Here is a 17,990-nt window from a genome sequence, read left to right on the forward strand (position 1 = left end):
TGCTGTGACTAACACTTTTATCTTTAGGAATCTGAGCATATTTACAAAAAAAATGATTCTCGTAAAAATTCTCAAACACTCTGGAACTGGCTCTGTTTTCATTTAAGACACCAAAAATACAAAGTTTAAATAATTCCTTACCTTTTAATTTTTTAGCATTCCAATCAACCATTGTTTGCTGAGCAAAAAAATCAAGTTGATCTTCTGAAATATAATTTAATATTTCTTTTACTTCTGTTCTGATTTGCATTTTCTGATATTTATTGACATACAGAAAATAAAAATAATAGTTTTTTACAAAAGTTCCTTACACTCTTGGTTTTGAACTTTGACAAAGGTATCAACCAAACTTATAATATCTGACCTCAACTTATATGGTAAAAAAATAAAAATAACAAACCCGATACTTTTTTTCAAAATATCGGGTTCATTGCACCAACTTAAACTTAACTCAAAATAAAATCAAACTAACTTATTTCTCGATTGGAGTAAATTTTATAGCTGTTCCTCCGCCAGCTGCCAATTTAAGATCAAATACTGTTTTGTTATTTACTTTCTGTTTTGAAATCGTGACAGGATATGGGTTTGTTTTATAATTTGCTCCCGCTCCATCAGCATAAATTTCAGCTTCATACTCTTTTTCAGCATCTAAAAACGTCAATGCTACTTTTAGATTTCTGGCATAGCTGTTTGTAATAGAGCCCAAATACCAATTTTTCTCGTCCCAGTCTTTACGCACGATTGTTGTATATTCTCCTATTCTGGAATCTAAAACTTTAGTGTCTGACCATGTACAGGGAACATCTTTGATAAACTGAAACTCCGGTTTTCCTTCGTAATTCTCCGGTAAATCTGATGCCATTTGCAACGGACTGAAAATGATAACATACAATGCCAATTGATTGGCTAAAGTTGTTTGCACTCTTGCTCCGGAAGGTGTTTTATAATCAAAATTAAAATTCCCTGGTGTATAATCAAACGGTCCTGAAAGCATTCTGGTAAAAGGCAAAGTCGTTAAATGTTCCGGAGTATTTCCGCCATCAACAGACCAGGCATTGTATTCTTGTCCTCTTCCGCCTTCTTGTGTCATAAAGTTTGGATAGGTGCGCTGCAATCCTGTTCCTTTTATAGGCTCGTGATTGTCGATCATGATATGATATTTAGCCGCTGTTTCCATTACTTTTCTGTAATGACGTGCTCCGTATTGGCTATCATGCCATTCTTTTTTATCCAGATATTTATTTACATAACCCGTTTTTACGGTATTTACGCCCATTTTCTGATACAATTTAAAAGCATCTTCTAGCTGGCTTTCGTAATGTTTTGTAGCACCTGCCGTTTCGTGGTGCCCTATTAGACGAACATTTTTTATGGCTGCATATTTTGTAATTTCTTCCAGATTAAAATCAGGATATGCTTTTACAAAACTAAAAGAAGATCCGTCAGCGGTCCAATCGCCATCCCAACCTTCGTTCCAGCCTTCTACAAGAACTCCGTCTAAATTATTTTTGGCAGCAAAATCAATATATTCTTTTGTATTTTTAGTTGTCGCACCGTGTTTTGGTCCTTGTCCCCAAGTGTATTTTTCCAGATGCATTCCCCACCAGATTCCAATATATTTTGAAGGTGTAATCCAGGAAAGATCTTCAATTTTTGAAGGTTCATTTAGATTTAGCATAATGGTCGAAGTCGCAACTTCTCCCGGATTTTTTCCTACCACAATTGTTCTCCAAGGAGTTTTAAAAGGTGTTTGGGCATATACTTTTACGCCATTTTTCCAAGGCACCAATTCGCTTTTGTATTGTTTATCATTTGTTTTCAATAATGTCATTGAAGTGAAATCCGTTAGATTGGCTTCGTGAATTGCTACAAATAATTTTTCTTTTGTTTCAAAAGTCGCCGGTGTATTGATCGTATCAGTTTTACTTGTTGGCGTTTTACGGTAGGTACTTTCATAATAACTGTTTTCACGGTGCACGGGAATCCACCAAACATCATTATTTGATTTGAAAGTAAATTGAGTAATCTCATTGGATATTTCAACTTTATTTAAATGTGGCTGTTTTGGAAATTCATATCTAAAACCAACTCCGTCATCAAAAACCCTGAAGATGATATCAACCAAACGTTCTTCTCCTTTTGACTCTTTCAAGTGAACAATTAGTTCGTTATGGTGATCTCTTACTTTTTTGAATTCTCCCCAAGGTTGTTCCCATGTTTCGTCTGCTGATTTTTCTTCGGTGGAAACCACTTCAAAACCGTCGGTCATTTTTTGGATTCCTTTAAATTCAAATCCCATTAAAGAAGGTTCTATAACTGATTTTCCGTTTGCTGTAAAACTATATTGTGGCTGACCTGTGGGGGTTAATTCAAAAACTAATTCAGTATTTTTTCCCGGAGAGCTTATTTTGTATGTTTTTTTAGTACTGCATGCAACTAACAATATTGATGCTAAGGCGATTAGACAGTATCTATATTTTATGTTTTTCATTATTTAATTGTATTAATTACAACTCTTTATTTAATTTCGTTTAGTAACTGTTTTGCTTTTGCTGGCTGCATGGAAACAAAATAATTAAAAGCCTGATCTATTTTTTTCTGGGCATCGGCATTGCCTTTTTTATCCATTCGCAGATTGTACATTTTACTGATATCAGGAAAAACAGTTTCGGTACTTTTTACACCGGCAAATGCTTTTACTTTTTCGATATAAGTATAGCCAAATTCTACTGTTGGTTCGAACATTGTTCCTTCTCCAAAGTCATTCCAGGTCACCAATTGCAGGTAATTGACATTGGCATTTTTTGCCAGAGAAAGTGTTTCATCCAGAGTTGCTCCGTTATTGTGTTCTATAGTCCAGCCAATTGCTGCTCCACCGCCGCCTTCGGCATAAAAATCTTTAAAACCGGGATAAGCACTTCCCATTGCAACGCCCAATTTTGGCATTGTATTGGTGTAAAAATTTGTAAGCGTGGTACTGTTTTTATATACCCAGGCATATTCTCCTGAGGCATTGTCTCCCGCGTCTGCAGATTCGCCCCAAAGGGTTAAAAAAGTAGGTTTTACGGTTAACGTATTAAAAACATTTGTCCATTCAGCCGGTGTCTGCAATACAATTGGTCCGAAATTAAGCAACAATGGTTTTCCATTTATTTTGATATAATTTTTATCTCCAAAATAATTGGTTTGCAAATAAGCTAAGTCCGTTTTTGCTGCACCTGTAACTGAAATCGCTTTTCCTGCATTTACTACATTGGGCAAAAATCGATCTTCATAAACAATAGCATATTCTAGTCCTACTTTGTTTAACATGGCTATTAACTGTTCTGTGTTTTCCTTTACCATTCGATAATCGTTTACATCAAAAGTGCCATACCAATCGATCAAAACACCATCGATTCCTGAATATTTCATCAATAATAAATGATTTTCAATCACATTTTTATCGCCTGAATGATAGGGACCAATTAGCGGATAATAGTACGACGCAATTTCTCTGCGATTGTTTGCACCAATGTTATTTGGATTTTTGTTTGCCATTGTCCAGTGATATCCCCATTTTTTATCGGCACTACTTTCATTGGTTTCAAACCAAGACATATAATGAACATAAATTTTGGTGCTATTTGTTTTTTCAATCGCAACAGGTTCAAATGTTTCCGGTTCTGTAGGTTTATCAGATTTTTTATCATCGCTGCTACAACCTGCGGCGACTAAAATATTCATGATCCCAAAAAACAATAATGTGATAGATCTTTTCATATTGATGTGTTATTTGTTTTATTTTTTTGCCACAGATTAAAATGATTAGAAAGATTTTTTTTTAATTATTTCATGTAGATGAATTGTAATTATATCAAAACCAAATCTGCTTTAATCTGCTCAATCTGCGTGAAACTTTTTTAATCATTTTAATCTTCTAATCTGTGGCTAAAATTATTTCACGCAGATTGAGCAGATTATTTTTTTTGCCACTGATTAAAAAGGTTTCCATAGATTTTTTTAATCATTTTAATCCTCTATAATTTGTGACTAATTTTTTCTCGCAGATTTTGCAGATCTGGCAGATTTATTTTTTTTGCCAATGATTAAAAGATTTTTAATTCTCAATTTTTAATTCATAAGTTTCATTCATATAAAAATATGTCAGCCTTCCACGACTAACCAACACGGAAGACTGACATTCAAGAACCTAATACCCAGGATTCTGTACCAGGTTTTTATTTGTAGTTAAAACTGTGCTTGGAATTGGAAAAATTGCTCTGTACTTTTCAGTTGTTCCTTTTTCCCACCATGTCTTGAAGAATGTTCCAAAACGGATGTTATCTGTTCTTCTTCTTCCTTCAAAAGTAAATTCCTTAAGCAATTCTTTATCAATAAAGTCAAGATCGATCAGGGTTGGCATTTCTTCTCCGGCACGAGCTGTAATTTGTTGAACAAATGGTTTTGCCAAATCTGCAGATCCCAGACGAACATAACATTCAGCTTGCATCAATAAAATTTCGGCATAACGAATCAATACAAAATCATTATCACGTTCCCATTGATCACCTGCTTTCATTTCATATTTTCCTAAACGAACTCCTTGGTTTTCTTTGGCATCAGCAACACTGGTAACTTCTTCTGTATATGTTAACGGTTCTCCGTTATCCATTACAATAACCTGACCTGTTGCAACACTAATCTGATCTCCGGCCACCATACATTTTCTTCTTTTATCTGTCTCGGCAAAAGCAGAATATACGCCTGGTTGAGCACACATTCCGTTCGCACTCCACGGAAAATCATTTCCTGATGCCGAGATCGTCAATTTATGTAAATAATGGCACGACATTGAGCTCATATAATTACCTACTGTTCCTGCTTTTTGATCGTAAGGAATTGCGAAAATAATCTCTGGTGACTTTTCATTTTCTTTTGCAAAATTGGCAAAGAAATCGGGTGTCAAAGTATATCCGGTAACTTTCTGGCACATATTGATGCAATCCTGCCAACGGGCCGTACCTATAAAAGCTTCTGAATTTAAATACAATCTTGCCAGTAAAGAATAGGCTACATTTTTTGTCAATTTAGAATACACCACATTTGAATTTAAATATGGAATAGCATCCAGCAGCTCTTTTTCTACAAAATCATAAACTTGTTTTCTGGTAGAATTTGATGGTAAAGAAGTATCCTCAAAATTGACTACAATTGGCACATTACCAAATGCATCTAAAAGGTTGTAGTAATAATAAGCTCTCAACGATTTTAGCTCTGCATAAATTGGAGCTTTTGCTGCATCTGTCAATGGCGATTTATCTACTTGGTAAATAATCGAGTTGATTTTGGCAATTCCGGTATAATTGTAACGCCAGGCCGAAAGAATCAAACGATTATCTGCCTTCCAGGTGTGCTTTTGTATGTCCTGATATTGACCTCCATCATACCAGTTGGTTCCTCTTGTTGGAATCGTCGCTTCGTCTGAAGCTGTTTCATTCAGGAAAAATACATACTCACTTGTTGGATAATTATTTGATATTCCGTCTGCAAATCCTCTTAACGAAGAATAAGCTCCTCCCACTAATGCATCAACTTCTTTTGGAGTATTTCCAAAATTGCCGTCTTCTACTCTGTCATATAAATCTTCATTCAGATTGGTACATGATATCGTAAAAAGCACGCTCACTAATAGTGCTGCTGTTATTTTGATTTTCATTTTTTATATTTTTGAGTTAATCGCTTAGTTATTTAGCGTAAAATTTAATCCTACAGAAATCGTAGTTGGTCGGGGATAATTATTATATCTGTCAATTCCGGGAGCTGCTAATCCGGTTAAATCCATTACTCCAGTCTGATTGATTCCGTCTTGTGCATTTAATCCAATTTCAGGATCTACGCCTTTATACTTTGTAATTACAGCAAGATTTTCTCCCATAAGATAAATTCTCAATTTTGAACTTTTGTATTTCAAAGGCATAGTATACCCAACAGAAACATTTTGAAGCCTGAAGAAAGAAGCATCTTCGATCCAATAACTGGAGTATTTTGGAGCAGATGTAATGCCGCTATTTAGAAAATCATCAGGAACATTAAAACTTGGTAATCTGTTAGGATCGTTCAACATCATGTTGGTTGCATTCAATGCTTTTTGACCAAACATTCCGTATCCTGTCACACCTAAATCAAAATTTCCGTAAGCAAAATTCATTCCGATACCCATAGTCAAATCAGGCTGGATATTTCCTAAATCTCTTTTGTCACCATCTACTAAAACATTATCTAAAACTTTGTCTCCGGCAGCATTATAGTATAACATTTTTCCATCGGCACCAAGTCCTGCGCTTTGAAAGCCCCAGAAAGTTCCAACTGCATAACCTTCGGCAATAATTTGAGAATATTGTCCTGACATACCTGCTAAACCATGCAAAGATCCACTGTAAATTACATCAGTTTTATAAGTAGGATTGGATAATTTTTCTATTTTTTGAACGTTGTGACCTAAAGTCAAATTAGCGTTCCATGAAAATTTATCTCCTTTTATGATATCAGCATTCAAAGTAAGTTCAACTCCTTTGTTGGACATTTCGCCAACATTTGCCAACATTGTTCCAACTAAATAAGGAGGCTGAGGCACTTCGTAAGTATATAATAGATCATCAGTGTTTTTTATATAATACTCAAATGAACCTGTAATTCTGTTGAACAAACTAAAATCTACACCAACGTTTAATTGTCTTGTTGATTCCCATTTTAAATCAGGGTTCGGATTTTGTTTTGGTGAATATGCCAAACTCCAGGTTCCTGTCTTTGGATCGTAGTAACTATCATTACCAACTCCTAAAATCGAAAGTGATTTGTACTCTCCAATTCCGTCCTGATTACCTGTAACTCCATAACCTACTCTAACTTTAAGATTGTCTAACCACCCTTTTGTTGAGCTCATAAATTCTTCGCTTGAAACTTTCCATGCCGCAGATGCTGATGGGAAAGTTCCCCATTTATTGTTTTCTCCAAAACGGCTGGAACCATCCCTTCTTACAGTACCTGTAAGCAAATATTTACCATCGTAAGAATAATTTGCACGGGCATAAAACGAAACCAAATCTGATTTTCCTTTATAAGAATACACATCGCCCAAACGATAATTATATCCCGCTCCTAAATTGTTTGAGGTAAAAGCATCTGTTACAAAACCACTACGCTGAGCACCAAAACCTTCGTAAATATTCTCTAAGTAAGAATATCCTGCAAGAGCACCAATAGTGTGTTTATCAATTACTTTATTGTAATTTACATAAATCTCGCCTTGAGCATTTGCAAATTCTGCATATGTTTTTTGAGCATAACCGTTTTCAGTTGTCCCTTCCATAACTGCATAACTTGGTTTGTAAGTACTACCTTTTACTGCATTATGTTCGTATGAAATGTTTGCTACAGCAAGAAAGTCTTTTGCAAACTTTACTTCGGTTTTAAAATACCCTAACAATCTGTGTCTTTCGTTATCAACCGTTCTGTTGGTTAAAATCTCTACTGGATTTTCGTAAATATTTCCGGAAACAGCTGAAAATTTGCCATTAGCATCATATACCGGAATTGTTGGATTTAGATTATAAGTACGCTCAAAAATTCTATAATCCATAGGATGCCACTTATCAACATTGGCAAATAACCCCATATCGAATTTCACCTCTTTATTATCTCCTAAATATTGATAAGCATTAACGTTTCCACTTAATCTTTCTAAACCTGTTTTTTTAATAACTCCCTCATTATTCAGGTACGAAAGTGATGTTCTAAAACCACTGTCAGCTTTTCCTGAATTAATACTTAAAGTATGAGATTGTGAAATTGCAGTTTGTTCAATTGCTTTTTGCCAGTTTGTATTTCCGCCATAATCAACAGCATCTTTATTTCCTGTACTGCGAACATAACCTCTCCATTGATTGGCTGATAAAAGATCTAAATTATCTGTTACATAACCCACACTTGATAAACCGGTGTAGGTAACTGAAACTCCTTTTGTACCGGATTTTGTTGTAATGATAATAACTCCGTTTGCTCCTCTTGATCCGTAGATAGCTGTTGCCGAAGCATCTTTTAGAACATCTACTGATTTAATATCAGAGGGCTGAACGATATTAATATCAACTCCTGCAATACCATCAACTACAATAAGCGGACTGTTGCTTGCTGTTAATGAAGTTCCGCCACGTAAACGTATAGTAGAACCTGCTGCAGGATCTCCCGAAGGACGAATAATATTTAATCCCGCTACTTTTCCCTGCAAAACCTGCTCTGTAGAAGAAAGTGTTCCTTTTACTAAATCATCTGCCTTAAGACTTGAAATTGCTCCTGTTAAATCTGATTTCTTTTGTGTTCCGTACCCTACAGAAACTACCTGAACTTCAGCAAGCATATAACCGTCATTTTGCAAACGAACATCTAAATTTGGTTTTGTTGCTGTAGTGATCTGAACTTTCTGAGTAGTTGATCCTATAAATGAAACTTCGATAGAACCTCCTACGGCTACGGCTAAAACAAATTTTCCGTCAAAATCTGTTGTGGTTGCATTTCTGGTTCCTACCTCAATTACCGTCGCTCCCGGTAATACACTTCCCACATTATCATAAACGGTACCTGATACCTGCTTTTTTTCCTGAGCAAACATTCCTGCCGAAAGAAAAAGCATGAAAATCATGAATACCACATTTTTAGTAGTCCACATTTGATGCAGGACTATTTTTTTATTTTTACTATTCATATGTAGTTATTTATTGTTTTTATCGGTCATATGCAATTCACATAGCCATTATTGGTTTTAGACCAAATTTTAGGTTATGCTCATTTCATTAGAATTGATGTTTTAATTTGATAGTGAATTATTTGTCTAAAGTTTTAAGAGGAATCGTGGTATCCGAAATCGTTTTGTCTTTATTATCTTTTACCAAAACATGAATTTCATTTAAATTAGGAACATCCTTAAGCTCTGTAACCAGATTGACAAATCCTTTTATTTCTGCCGTTCCTCCGGCAAACTCACCCTGAATTACTTTGGTTCCTGCTGTAATTGTATAGATCAATTTGTTTACACCCGACTCATTATTTTTTCTTGACATTCCAAGAAAATCTTTTTGACTGATTTGCAACGGAAAAAATCCAAAGACCGGTGCTGGTGGTGGCACAAAAGCTCCTGCGTATAAAACCTGATCCGGAGTTGTACCTGCCCAATTATCTTTTACCATCAGGAATACTAAATTTTTCATTTCGTAACCATCCGGTGTATTGTAATAATCCTTAGGAACTAAATCCATTTTATAAAAACCGTTTCCTAAATCTTTCAATTTTGTTTTTTCGGCAATTTCTGGTTTCGATGCTTCATACATTTGCTGAACGTCCCAATCATTCAATCCGCTATGTATGTGAACACTTGTTGCTCCCGCAAATTCCGGAATTAGATTAGCATTAAACAAAATACTTACTCCTTTATCAATTGTTGGTTTGGTCGGATAAGCTCTGATCAGCTCATTAGCCGTGTAAAATGAGGAAAAATCAGTATAAGCTATATTTGCTACTTCACTTTGTTTTGATCCGTTTTTATTTTTTATACGAAGCCAAAATCCGTCACTTGCAGCAATTTGAGCTGCGGTTTTAGAAAAATATGCAGTTGGAGTCAAAGTAAAACTCCAGATTTTGTCTTTGACGTGAGTCAGTTTTGCAAAATCAGAAGAATTTTCCCAATGTCCTGCATCTGGTTCTGATGGTGACCAAATCCACATGTATAATTCTTCATTTTCAGCATATGTAGTTGCCGAAAGATCAAAAAACCATGTCACCTTTTCATCATATTTGTACACGACAGGAAATGATGATATAGCACCCACAGCTCCTACAGTTTCTTGTGCCTGCATAAAATTAGGAGCCATCAAAAGGGCAAGTAAAATTGTATATATAAATTTTTTCATATTACTTTTTATTTAATAGCATTTAATTTAAACACATAAGATAGAAACACAGAACCTCCGGAAGTACGTGCTAACTGTAATTCCATTTCACCACCTTTACCCGGAATCGAGGTCACTCTTAATTCATCTGTTTTCTGAGTTTTTTGCGCATCGCTATACAAATAAATCTTAACAGCAGTACCCGGCGTTGTTGGCTGAAAGTCTGAACTTAGCTGCCAATAGCCTTTTGGTGCAAAAAGTGCAGGCACATTGCCCGTAACTTCATAACTTGTTGGATTGTTTTTTTCATCTACGCTGAATTTGATTTTAAAATCCTCGTAGTTAAAATAGGTACTCAAGTTTTCTTCGCTTGGTTCGATCTTATTTGCCTTCGCAAAATCATCCACCATTTTCAAATTTGTTAATCCCCAATTTCCACTTACTTTCTCATAAATGGTAATCGGATCAACGTAGCTTCCCTCTTCAGTGTTATCACAGCCAATGGCAAATAAACACATCATAAGAGCTAACCAGTAAATACTTTTACATCTCATAAATTTTGGTTTTTGTTAGTTTTTTTATCCCTTTAAAAGGACAGTACGAAACTAGATGTTAAATAAATCTAAAAAAAAACATCTGTGAAAAATCAAGATAATATCTGAATATATTCAAACTTAAACCGTTGAAAATCAATAAACTATTACGTTTTCGTAAATTCAAAAATCAAGACTTTGTTGAGATAAAAAACGCAAATAAATTATGGTAAAAATGACAATATCCAAATTAAAACATATTATTTTTTCACTATACTTATATTTAATTGGTTTTTATTGTATAATTGCAAGTTATTAAATTACTTTTAACATTTCGAAACCACTTTCTCACTGTACTGCCACTTTATTTAATCATATATTTATACTAACTACCCTAATTATTAAAAGTTGCTAATCATCAGCTCTTAAACTATTTTTGAATTACAAAAAGATTAACCATAACTATTTTTTTTACCCTAAACCAATCCAAAAACATGCGAAGAATAGTAATTCTGTATTTTTTCATTGCGGGTTTTTCTCTATCTGCAAAAGAGACAAATCCTGTTCTAGAAGAATTAGATAAAGTACTCCTCAAAAAGGAAACATACTTAAAACAGAAGTATCGTAAAATAGAAGCTTTAAAGAAAAATGTATCCAAGTTTACTTTGAGCCAAAACAACGATCTTCTCTATGATAATTATATGCTGTTGTTTGAAGAGTATAAATCTTTTAAATACGACTCTGCTTACTACTATTTAGAACAAGCTAAAATCAAGGCAATTGTTCTAAAAGATCCCAAGTATCTGGCTAAAAGCCGCATTAAAGAAGGATTCGTATTGCTTTCGTCCGGTCTTTTTAAGGAAGCAATTGATACACTAAATGTAATCGACGATAAAAAGCTCGATCTTAAAAACAAATTCGAATTCTACTCTATAAAAGCGCGCGCTTATTATGATTTAGCCGATTATAACAGGGACCAACGCTTTAATATACATTATGTACAACAAGGAAATCATTTCCTGCAAAAGGCGTTGGCCTTAATTGGTACCAATACTAATGAGTATTGGGCGGCAGAAAGTTTAAAACGCCTGAAACAGCAAGATTGGCGTGGCGCAGAATTTGCTTTTAGTTATTGGATCAATAATTATAAATTACCTCCGGATTATTACGGTATTGCAACTTCAAGCCTGGGTTATATTTACTCTGAAAGAGGATATACAAAAAAAGCCATTCATTATCTGGCTCTTGCCGCTATTGCTGATGTTAAAAATGCGACAAAAGAAACTGTGGCATTGAGAAATTTAGCCAATGAGCTTTTTAAAATGGGCTATCTCGACAAGGCCAATGAGTATATTAATATCGCCATGGATGATGCAACGTTTTATAATGCTAGGCATCGAAAAATAGAAATTTCGTCGATATTACCTATTATCGAAAAAGCACAATTGAATAATGTAAAGGAGAAAAATGATAAACTGGAAAGAATTATTATACTATTAACGATTTTGACTTTGATTATTATTCTGTTTTCTATCATTATTTTCAAACAACTAAAAGAAAGAAATAAAGCCAGAAAAATAATGGCTTCGTCATATGCGCAACTTCAGGAAATGAACATTAGCCTGAGTGAAGCAAATAAGATTAAAGAAGAATATATTACGTATTTTATTAAGGCAACTTCAGCTTTCATTAATAAAATAGATCATCTGCAAAAAAGTACATTACACAAGATCATAACTAAGAAAACAGATGAAGTTATTGCGAGTTTAAAGCGTTATAATGTTAAGGAAGAACGCGAAAATCTCTTTCATCAATTTGATGAAATCTTTTTGAAATTATTTCCCACTTTTGTGGCTGATTTTAATCATTTATTCCCAAATGACCATAAATGCATCGTTAAAAAAGGAGAACTTTTAAATACGGAACTCCGCATTTTTGCTTTGTACAGATTAGGAATTCAGGACAGCAATCAAATGGCAGAATTTCTGGAACTTTCTGTGGCTACAATTTATACGTATAAAACGAGAATCAAAAGCAAATCTGATTTTAAAGATTCTTTTGAAGAGAAGATTATGGCGATAAAAACGATTTAAATTATTTGGCCAAGGGTTAAACGGGTTAAAACAGATTTACACAGATTTTTTTTAAAATCTTTGGAAAAAAAATAGCCACGACCCGAGCGATCAATGTCATTAAGTTAAACGTTTTTGGAAAATAAAATTAATCGCGCAAAGGCGCTAAGATGCAAAGTTTAAACACAATAATGTCCTCCGATTAAATCTTTGCGATTTTGCGAAAGATTTAATCGGAAAACATTATTGCTTTTTTCTTAACTTAATGACATTGCCCGAGCGAGAGCGAATAAGCCACGCTATTCACGAATTTTCACATACTGATTGTACATAATAATTCGTCAATTCGTGGCTAACTTTTTTAATCTTTATAAAAAATCTGTGATAATCCGTTTAATCCGCATAATCTGTGGGCTATTTTTTATTCTGAAACTTCTAATTGAAGGACCACGTTTTGATATCGGGTACTTAATGAAAATAGCTGCTCGGCAAAAATCATAATGGCAAGCGGAACAAAGAAAAACGAGATTAGATTTTCTTCGTATAAAAAGTAAGTCGTTACAATAAAAATGCGTCCATATTCGAGATAATATATCCATTTTCGCTGTTCTAACAAAGCACCACAATTCACTAAAGTGATCAGAATAATCAAAAGCACAAATACCTTATCAACAGCATTCAAATATTCAAAATAATACGTAAAAACGGTTAAAAACAAAGTGCAAACTCCTAACTGAATATAGAGATAATTTTTGAATCGAAGTCTCTGATGCGGATTGGCTTTGTCTTGCAGAAAACGTTTCTCTAATATTGGCCTTATATCCTGATCCATATGAGCAGGACTTCCAAAAACGGCTTTCCATTTGGCTTTAAAACCTTTAGAACGTTTCCATAATTCATAGATTTCGAAATAATAATGAAAGTGCTGCCACAGAAAACTATAACTTTTTAAAGGATGTGTCAATCCATATTTGGGTTTTTCCTCTTCTTCCTGGAAAGTTCCAAAAATACGATCCCAAAAGGTAAACATATCACCATAATTTTTATCCAAATATTTTTCGTCAGAGGCATGATGGATTCCGTGAATAGATGGTGTTACAAAAACATATTCCAGCCATTTTATACGTTCAATAAGCTGCGTGTGTGTAAAAAAAGAATACGCTCCGTGAACAATTAACATTGTAATAACCATAGACGGATGAAAACCAACAAACGGAAGTACGCACCAAAAACCTGTTCTTACTATTGCCTGAAAGGTTGTAATTCTTGCTGCTGCAGTAAAATTAAATTCTTCGCTGTGATGGTGCACGATATGCGCCGCCCAGAAAAAATTGACTTCATGCCCTAACCGATGGTACCAATACCAAACAAAATCAGTCGCAAGAATTAAGGCAAACCAAACAAAAACATTACTTGGTATGTCAAAAATTCTATAATTATCATAAATCAAATAATACAATTGATAGAAGCTTGCCGCAATAAATAAATTGATCAATCGCTCTGCAATACCAATGCTAATATTCGAAACTGAACTTTCATAATTAAAAATTTCCGGTCTCTTTTTTCGTTGCGCTAATTTATATTCTAAAAACAAGAATAGAAAAAAAGCGGGCATTGCAAAAGCTAGAAAATTAATATGTTTCATTTTAAAAATTACTTTTTTGATTTAAAAAAAACTTAATACATTTTACTATAAACACTGGGACAATTATTTTTAACACATAGAAACATAGCTTTTGCTTACTCAAAAAAAAGGACGTTTCACTTATCTAAATTCACATAGCAACTATGCGAAAGAAATGTATTTCTTTTTGTATCCTTTATTTCACATAAATTCCTATGTTTCTATGTGTTTAATAATTTTTCACGTCATACAGTGCATTACTATTAACTTAAAACAAAGATATTTTCATTGATTAATACTTCTTTTTTGAAAAAATAGTAATCAATGAAAACAGTCTTTATATTCTATAATCTAATTTTTAATTTTGCTTAAATTTTGGTTCAGCCAACGCTACTTCTTTTACAGACTGTGTATCGGCTACTTTTTGCAAAGCAATTATATAAGCTGCAATACGCGGTGTCACATTATGCTTTGCTGCAATTCTAAAAACGGTTTCGAAACCTTTTTCCAGAATATCTTCCAAACGGGTATTAATTTGGTGAATTCTCCAGGATTCTAATAGTGAATTTTGAAGCCACTCGAAATAAGAAACAGTTACTCCCCCAGCATTTGCTAAAATATCAGGAACTACCAAAACATTATTATCATGCAATATCTGATCAGCATCAGAAGAAACTGGCCCGTTTGCACCTTCTACTATGATTTTAGCACGAATATTATTGGCGTTTTTTTGCGTGATAACATCCTCTTTAGCCGCAGGAATCAGTACATCGACATCTAATAATAATAAATCCTCATGTTTGATAGCAATTGAATTTGGATATCCTTTGATACTTTTATTATTTAGATTATAGTATAAAATTAACTCCGGAATATTTAATCCTTCAGGATTATAAAAAGCTTCAGAAACATCACTAACAGCTACTACTTTTAATCCTTTTCCGAACAAAAACAAAGCGGAGTGCAATCCTACGTTACCAAAACCCTGAATTGCAACACTCGATTTTGCTGGTCTTAATTTTAATTTTTGAAGCGCAAGCAAAGTAATAATACTTACCCCTCTTCCTGTGGCTTCTACTCTGCCTAAAGAACCGCCTGAATGCAAATGTTTTCCGGTTACAACGGCGTGAATCGTTTTGCCGTGAACTAATGAAAACTCATCCATCAACCACCCCATTTCGTCAGGGCCAGTTCCCATGTCCGGTGCAGGAACATCTTTTTCAGGTCCAAAAATATCAGCTAAAGCTTTTGTATAAGCTCTCGTAATTTTTTCTAATTCAGTTTTAGAAAGTAATTTAGGATCACAAATAATTCCGCCTTTTGCTCCTCCAAACGGAATTCCGGTTACGGCTGATTTCCAGGTCATCCAGGCTGCAAGAGCTTTTACTTCATCCAGATTTACAGCTGTATCATAACGAATCCCTCCTTTTGAAGGCCCTAAAGCTGTATTATGGATGACACGATATCCTTCGAAATTTTGTTCTTTTCCGTTGTCTAACCTAATAGAAAAATTAACAACAATTTGTTTTTCAGGTCGTTGTAGTTTTTGTCTGATCGATTCATCTAAATTAAGAATGTCAGCAGCGATATTAAAACGATCAATCATCGATTGAAAGGGATTCTGTTTTATTAATTCTGTACTCATGATATATTTTTTTTAATTTGGGTTATTTGGTATCTTTTTAAGTCTTTAAAAGCTTTTGTAATTACTCAAAAGCTATTTTATTTATTCTTCATTAATTAATGACGACATCCGCAACATGGAATTTTAATAAGACAGCATTGCATTATGATATTGGTATTTCTATTTGATCTCATTTTATTTGTTTTTTAATAGTTCTAAAAAAAGCCTTTCATGGTGCATGAAAGGCTAAAAAAAAAAATAACTAACAAGTACTTTCTCTATTAACGCCATTTCATCACGTAGTTTTGCATGCAACACATCGTGGTACTGCATTTGAACGGGATGATATATAGACTATAGTTTTTCATTGTTACTGCAAATCTATAAATATATTTCTTATATTCTATAGAATTAGTCGAGTTTATTTTCAATATAATAAAAACATAACACAAAAACACCTGTAAATTAACGATTTAAGAGTTAAAAAAAAATTATTTAAACTGGGAGATAACAATCAAAATAATAGAAATCAAAGCCAAAAAGATTCCAATAAAATTAATTTTTGATAGTTTTTCCTTAAAGAATAACAAACCAACAAGACTTCCTAAAATGATCACTCCCATATTCATTCCGGCAAAAACTGTTGAAGGATTTTCGGCGAAAGCTTTATGTGCTTTCAAATAAAACAGAATATTTCCGAAATTAAAGACGCCAACTAAAGCTCCAAAAAGAATATTTTTAGATTTTAATTTTACCTTTTTAAAGCCAATTTCATAGACAGAAATTAAAATTGCAACGGCCAAAGCAATACAAAAAACTACAAATAAAGAGGTAGGATAAGGTAAAGTGGTATAAAGTGCTACTTGCTTAAAAAGAATGTCGATTACCCCAAAACCAACTAAAACAGCTGCGGGTAAAAACCATTTATTTTGTGTGTTTTCAGATTGTTTTCTCAGGATAAATAAAAGGGCAAGAAAACCAACAACAATTCCCACTACTTTATAAGAATTAAACTCTTCCTTAAAAATCAGCCAGGCAGCTAATATTGGTATAAATAGAGATAAACGCTGGGCTGCATCTGTTTTTACGATTCCCATGTGCTTTATTGATGCTACTAAAACCAATAAAATAAAAGGTAATAAAACGCCAATTGCAATATAGATGTTCCAAGGTGCATTTGCGTCCACTTCTGCCAGATTTGGACTAAAAGTAAAATAGCAAAGTGCTAAAGCTGTCAAATAATTAATTCCTACAATCTGAATTGGATTGCCATTGTATTTTCTGGTAATTTTGAAAATTACGCCCACAATTACACTACAAAGAATACTTAAAACAAGGAACAACATAGGATTAAATTTTGGGTACAAAAATAGTACTTAAACTCCTTTTGTTTTATTTTTTTTACCGCAAAGTCAGCAAAGTTTTTTTTTTATTAAGCAGTTTTAATAAAACACAAAGTTCCAAAAGCTTTTTGCTGAAGCTGTCTTGAGAACTTTGCTGTAAAATTTCCATTTTTTAGGTCTTTAAAAAAGTTTAATCACTCTTTAACCAACCTGTAATACTCATTCTTGTGTTTTGGGTAACCAAAACTTCATGAACCAGTTCATTACTTTTAAAGAAAACTGTCTTGCCCTGAGTTGGTGAGATTTTTTGATTATTATTTTCCTGATGGATCATTAATTCACCTCCATCGCTTTCCTGCCAATTGCTATTAAGATAGGTAATCATGGAATACTTACGGCTTGGATTATTTTTAAACTGATCTAAATGCTTTAGGTAAAAATCTCCTTTTTCATATAGCGAATAATGAAATTCATAACCGGTAATTCCGGTGAAGCAACTTTCATTGAGATACTGTACAAAAGCATCTATTTTATCAAAAAACTCATTTTCAAAAACATTATCATGCTTTTTATCCAACCAATATATCGAATCACTCCTGATAGCTCCATCATAAGACAGTTTCTCTGAGTTTCCGATTCCTGCTGCCTGCAGTAAGCTTTTTTGATTTAAATCAAGTAAATTTTGTTTTAAATGATTGGCTAATTCCGGGCTAAGAAAATATTCTGCAATACCTACTTTATTCTCTATATAAGAAGCAATTAAATCTTCGAAACTATCATCCATTTTGATTTTGGGAAAAACTGCAAATACAGTCAACGGAGCAAGGTAGAATAATAAAAAATGGTAATGGCATTTTTAAAAATAATAAAC

Annotated in this window: 12 protein-coding genes; 1 reads left to right on the plus strand and 11 read right to left on the minus strand. The window is 33.7% G+C overall.

Features of this window, described 5'->3' with window-relative positions; all coding sequences use genetic code 11:
• The 7 genes from ACQKCJ_RS13330 to ACQKCJ_RS13360 all read right to left on the minus strand — a co-directional run.
• Positions 1-250: hypothetical protein (locus tag ACQKCJ_RS13330; protein WP_427402159.1), on the minus strand; the 250-nt coding region annotated here is incomplete at its 3' end.
• A gap of 222 nt (positions 251-472) precedes the next feature.
• Positions 473-2,491 (minus strand): glycoside hydrolase family 97 protein, encoded by a 2,019-nt coding sequence (locus ACQKCJ_RS13335; RefSeq protein WP_271338452.1) that lies wholly within the window; start codon positions 2,489-2,491, stop codon positions 473-475.
• A 26-nt stretch (positions 2,492-2,517) separates the two neighbouring features.
• A complete protein-coding gene (locus ACQKCJ_RS13340) occupies positions 2,518-3,762 on the minus strand; it encodes a glycoside hydrolase family 71/99-like protein (protein ID WP_427402160.1) in 1,245 nt (414 codons plus the stop codon).
• A gap of 430 nt (positions 3,763-4,192) precedes the next feature.
• Positions 4,193-5,698, minus strand: a complete 1,506-nt coding sequence (locus ACQKCJ_RS13345; protein WP_271338450.1) for a RagB/SusD family nutrient uptake outer membrane protein — start codon at positions 5,696-5,698, stop codon at positions 4,193-4,195.
• Positions 5,699-5,722: 24 nt separating this feature from the next.
• Entirely contained in the window at positions 5,723-8,743 is a 3,021-nt protein-coding gene (locus ACQKCJ_RS13350) for a SusC/RagA family TonB-linked outer membrane protein (RefSeq protein WP_271338449.1), read from the minus strand.
• Between the two features lie 118 nt (positions 8,744-8,861).
• Complete coding sequence (locus tag ACQKCJ_RS13355; protein WP_427402161.1) at positions 8,862-9,944, minus strand: hypothetical protein; 1,083 nt, start codon at positions 9,942-9,944, stop codon at positions 8,862-8,864.
• An 8-nt stretch (positions 9,945-9,952) separates the two neighbouring features.
• Positions 9,953-10,477, minus strand: a complete 525-nt coding sequence (locus tag ACQKCJ_RS13360; protein ID WP_427402162.1) for a DUF5004 domain-containing protein — start codon at positions 10,475-10,477, stop codon at positions 9,953-9,955.
• Positions 10,478-10,950: 473 nt separating this feature from the next.
• Between ACQKCJ_RS13360 and ACQKCJ_RS13365 the strand changes: the two genes are divergently transcribed.
• The gene (locus tag ACQKCJ_RS13365) at positions 10,951-12,549 is read left to right on the plus strand and encodes a DUF6377 domain-containing protein (protein ID WP_271338446.1); all 1,599 of its coding nucleotides are present in this window, start codon (positions 10,951-10,953) and stop codon (positions 12,547-12,549) included.
• Positions 12,550-12,949: 400 nt separating this feature from the next.
• On the opposite strand, the gene ACQKCJ_RS13370 is transcribed toward ACQKCJ_RS13365, so the two are convergent.
• The 4 genes from ACQKCJ_RS13370 to ACQKCJ_RS13385 all read right to left on the minus strand — a co-directional run bounded on the left by ACQKCJ_RS13370 (position 12,950) and on the right by ACQKCJ_RS13385 (position 17,903).
• Positions 12,950-14,173: a sterol desaturase family protein gene (locus tag ACQKCJ_RS13370; protein ID WP_271338445.1), complete on the minus strand. Its 1,224-nt coding sequence runs from the start codon at positions 14,171-14,173 to the stop codon at positions 12,950-12,952.
• Between the two features lie 337 nt (positions 14,174-14,510).
• Positions 14,511-15,797, minus strand: a complete 1,287-nt coding sequence (locus tag ACQKCJ_RS13375; RefSeq protein WP_427402163.1) for a Glu/Leu/Phe/Val family dehydrogenase — start codon at positions 15,795-15,797, stop codon at positions 14,511-14,513.
• 470 nt (positions 15,798-16,267) lie between these two features.
• Positions 16,268-17,122, minus strand: a complete 855-nt coding sequence (locus ACQKCJ_RS13380; protein ID WP_427402164.1) for an EamA family transporter — start codon at positions 17,120-17,122, stop codon at positions 16,268-16,270.
• A 187-nt stretch (positions 17,123-17,309) separates the two neighbouring features.
• Entirely contained in the window at positions 17,310-17,903 is a 594-nt protein-coding gene (locus ACQKCJ_RS13385) for a 2OG-Fe(II) oxygenase (RefSeq protein WP_271338442.1), read from the minus strand.
• Between the last annotated feature and the right edge of the window lie 87 nt (positions 17,904-17,990).

The sequence above is a fragment of the Flavobacterium sp. NPDC079362 genome, assembly GCF_050267765.1.
Classification (GTDB): Bacteria; Bacteroidota; Bacteroidia; order Flavobacteriales; family Flavobacteriaceae; genus Flavobacterium; species Flavobacterium azizsancarii.

What these genes read in the sequence shown, in the direction of transcription:
- ACQKCJ_RS13385 (WP_271338442.1), bottom strand. Translation starts at nt 17,903, where the DNA reads ATGGATGATAGTTTCGAAGATTTAATTGCTTCTTATATAGAGAATAAA.
- ACQKCJ_RS13355 (WP_427402161.1), bottom strand. Translation starts at nt 9,944, where the DNA reads ATGAAAAAATTTATATATACAATTTTACTTGCCCTTTTGATGGCTCCT.
- ACQKCJ_RS13360 (WP_427402162.1), bottom strand. Translation starts at nt 10,477, where the DNA reads ATGAGATGTAAAAGTATTTACTGGTTAGCTCTTATGATGTGTTTATTT.
- ACQKCJ_RS13370 (WP_271338445.1), bottom strand. Translation starts at nt 14,173, where the DNA reads ATGAAACATATTAATTTTCTAGCTTTTGCAATGCCCGCTTTTTTTCTA.
- ACQKCJ_RS13380 (WP_427402164.1), bottom strand. Translation starts at nt 17,122, where the DNA reads ATGTTGTTCCTTGTTTTAAGTATTCTTTGTAGTGTAATTGTGGGCGTA.
- ACQKCJ_RS13345 (WP_271338450.1), bottom strand. Translation starts at nt 5,698, where the DNA reads ATGAAAATCAAAATAACAGCAGCACTATTAGTGAGCGTGCTTTTTACG.
- ACQKCJ_RS13375 (WP_427402163.1), bottom strand. Translation starts at nt 15,797, where the DNA reads ATGAGTACAGAATTAATAAAACAGAATCCCTTTCAATCGATGATTGAT.
- ACQKCJ_RS13365 (WP_271338446.1), top strand. Translation starts at nt 10,951, where the DNA reads ATGCGAAGAATAGTAATTCTGTATTTTTTCATTGCGGGTTTTTCTCTA.
- ACQKCJ_RS13335 (WP_271338452.1), bottom strand. Translation starts at nt 2,491, where the DNA reads ATGAAAAACATAAAATATAGATACTGTCTAATCGCCTTAGCATCAATA.
- ACQKCJ_RS13340 (WP_427402160.1), bottom strand. Translation starts at nt 3,762, where the DNA reads ATGAAAAGATCTATCACATTATTGTTTTTTGGGATCATGAATATTTTA.
- ACQKCJ_RS13350 (WP_271338449.1), bottom strand. Translation starts at nt 8,743, where the DNA reads ATGAATAGTAAAAATAAAAAAATAGTCCTGCATCAAATGTGGACTACT.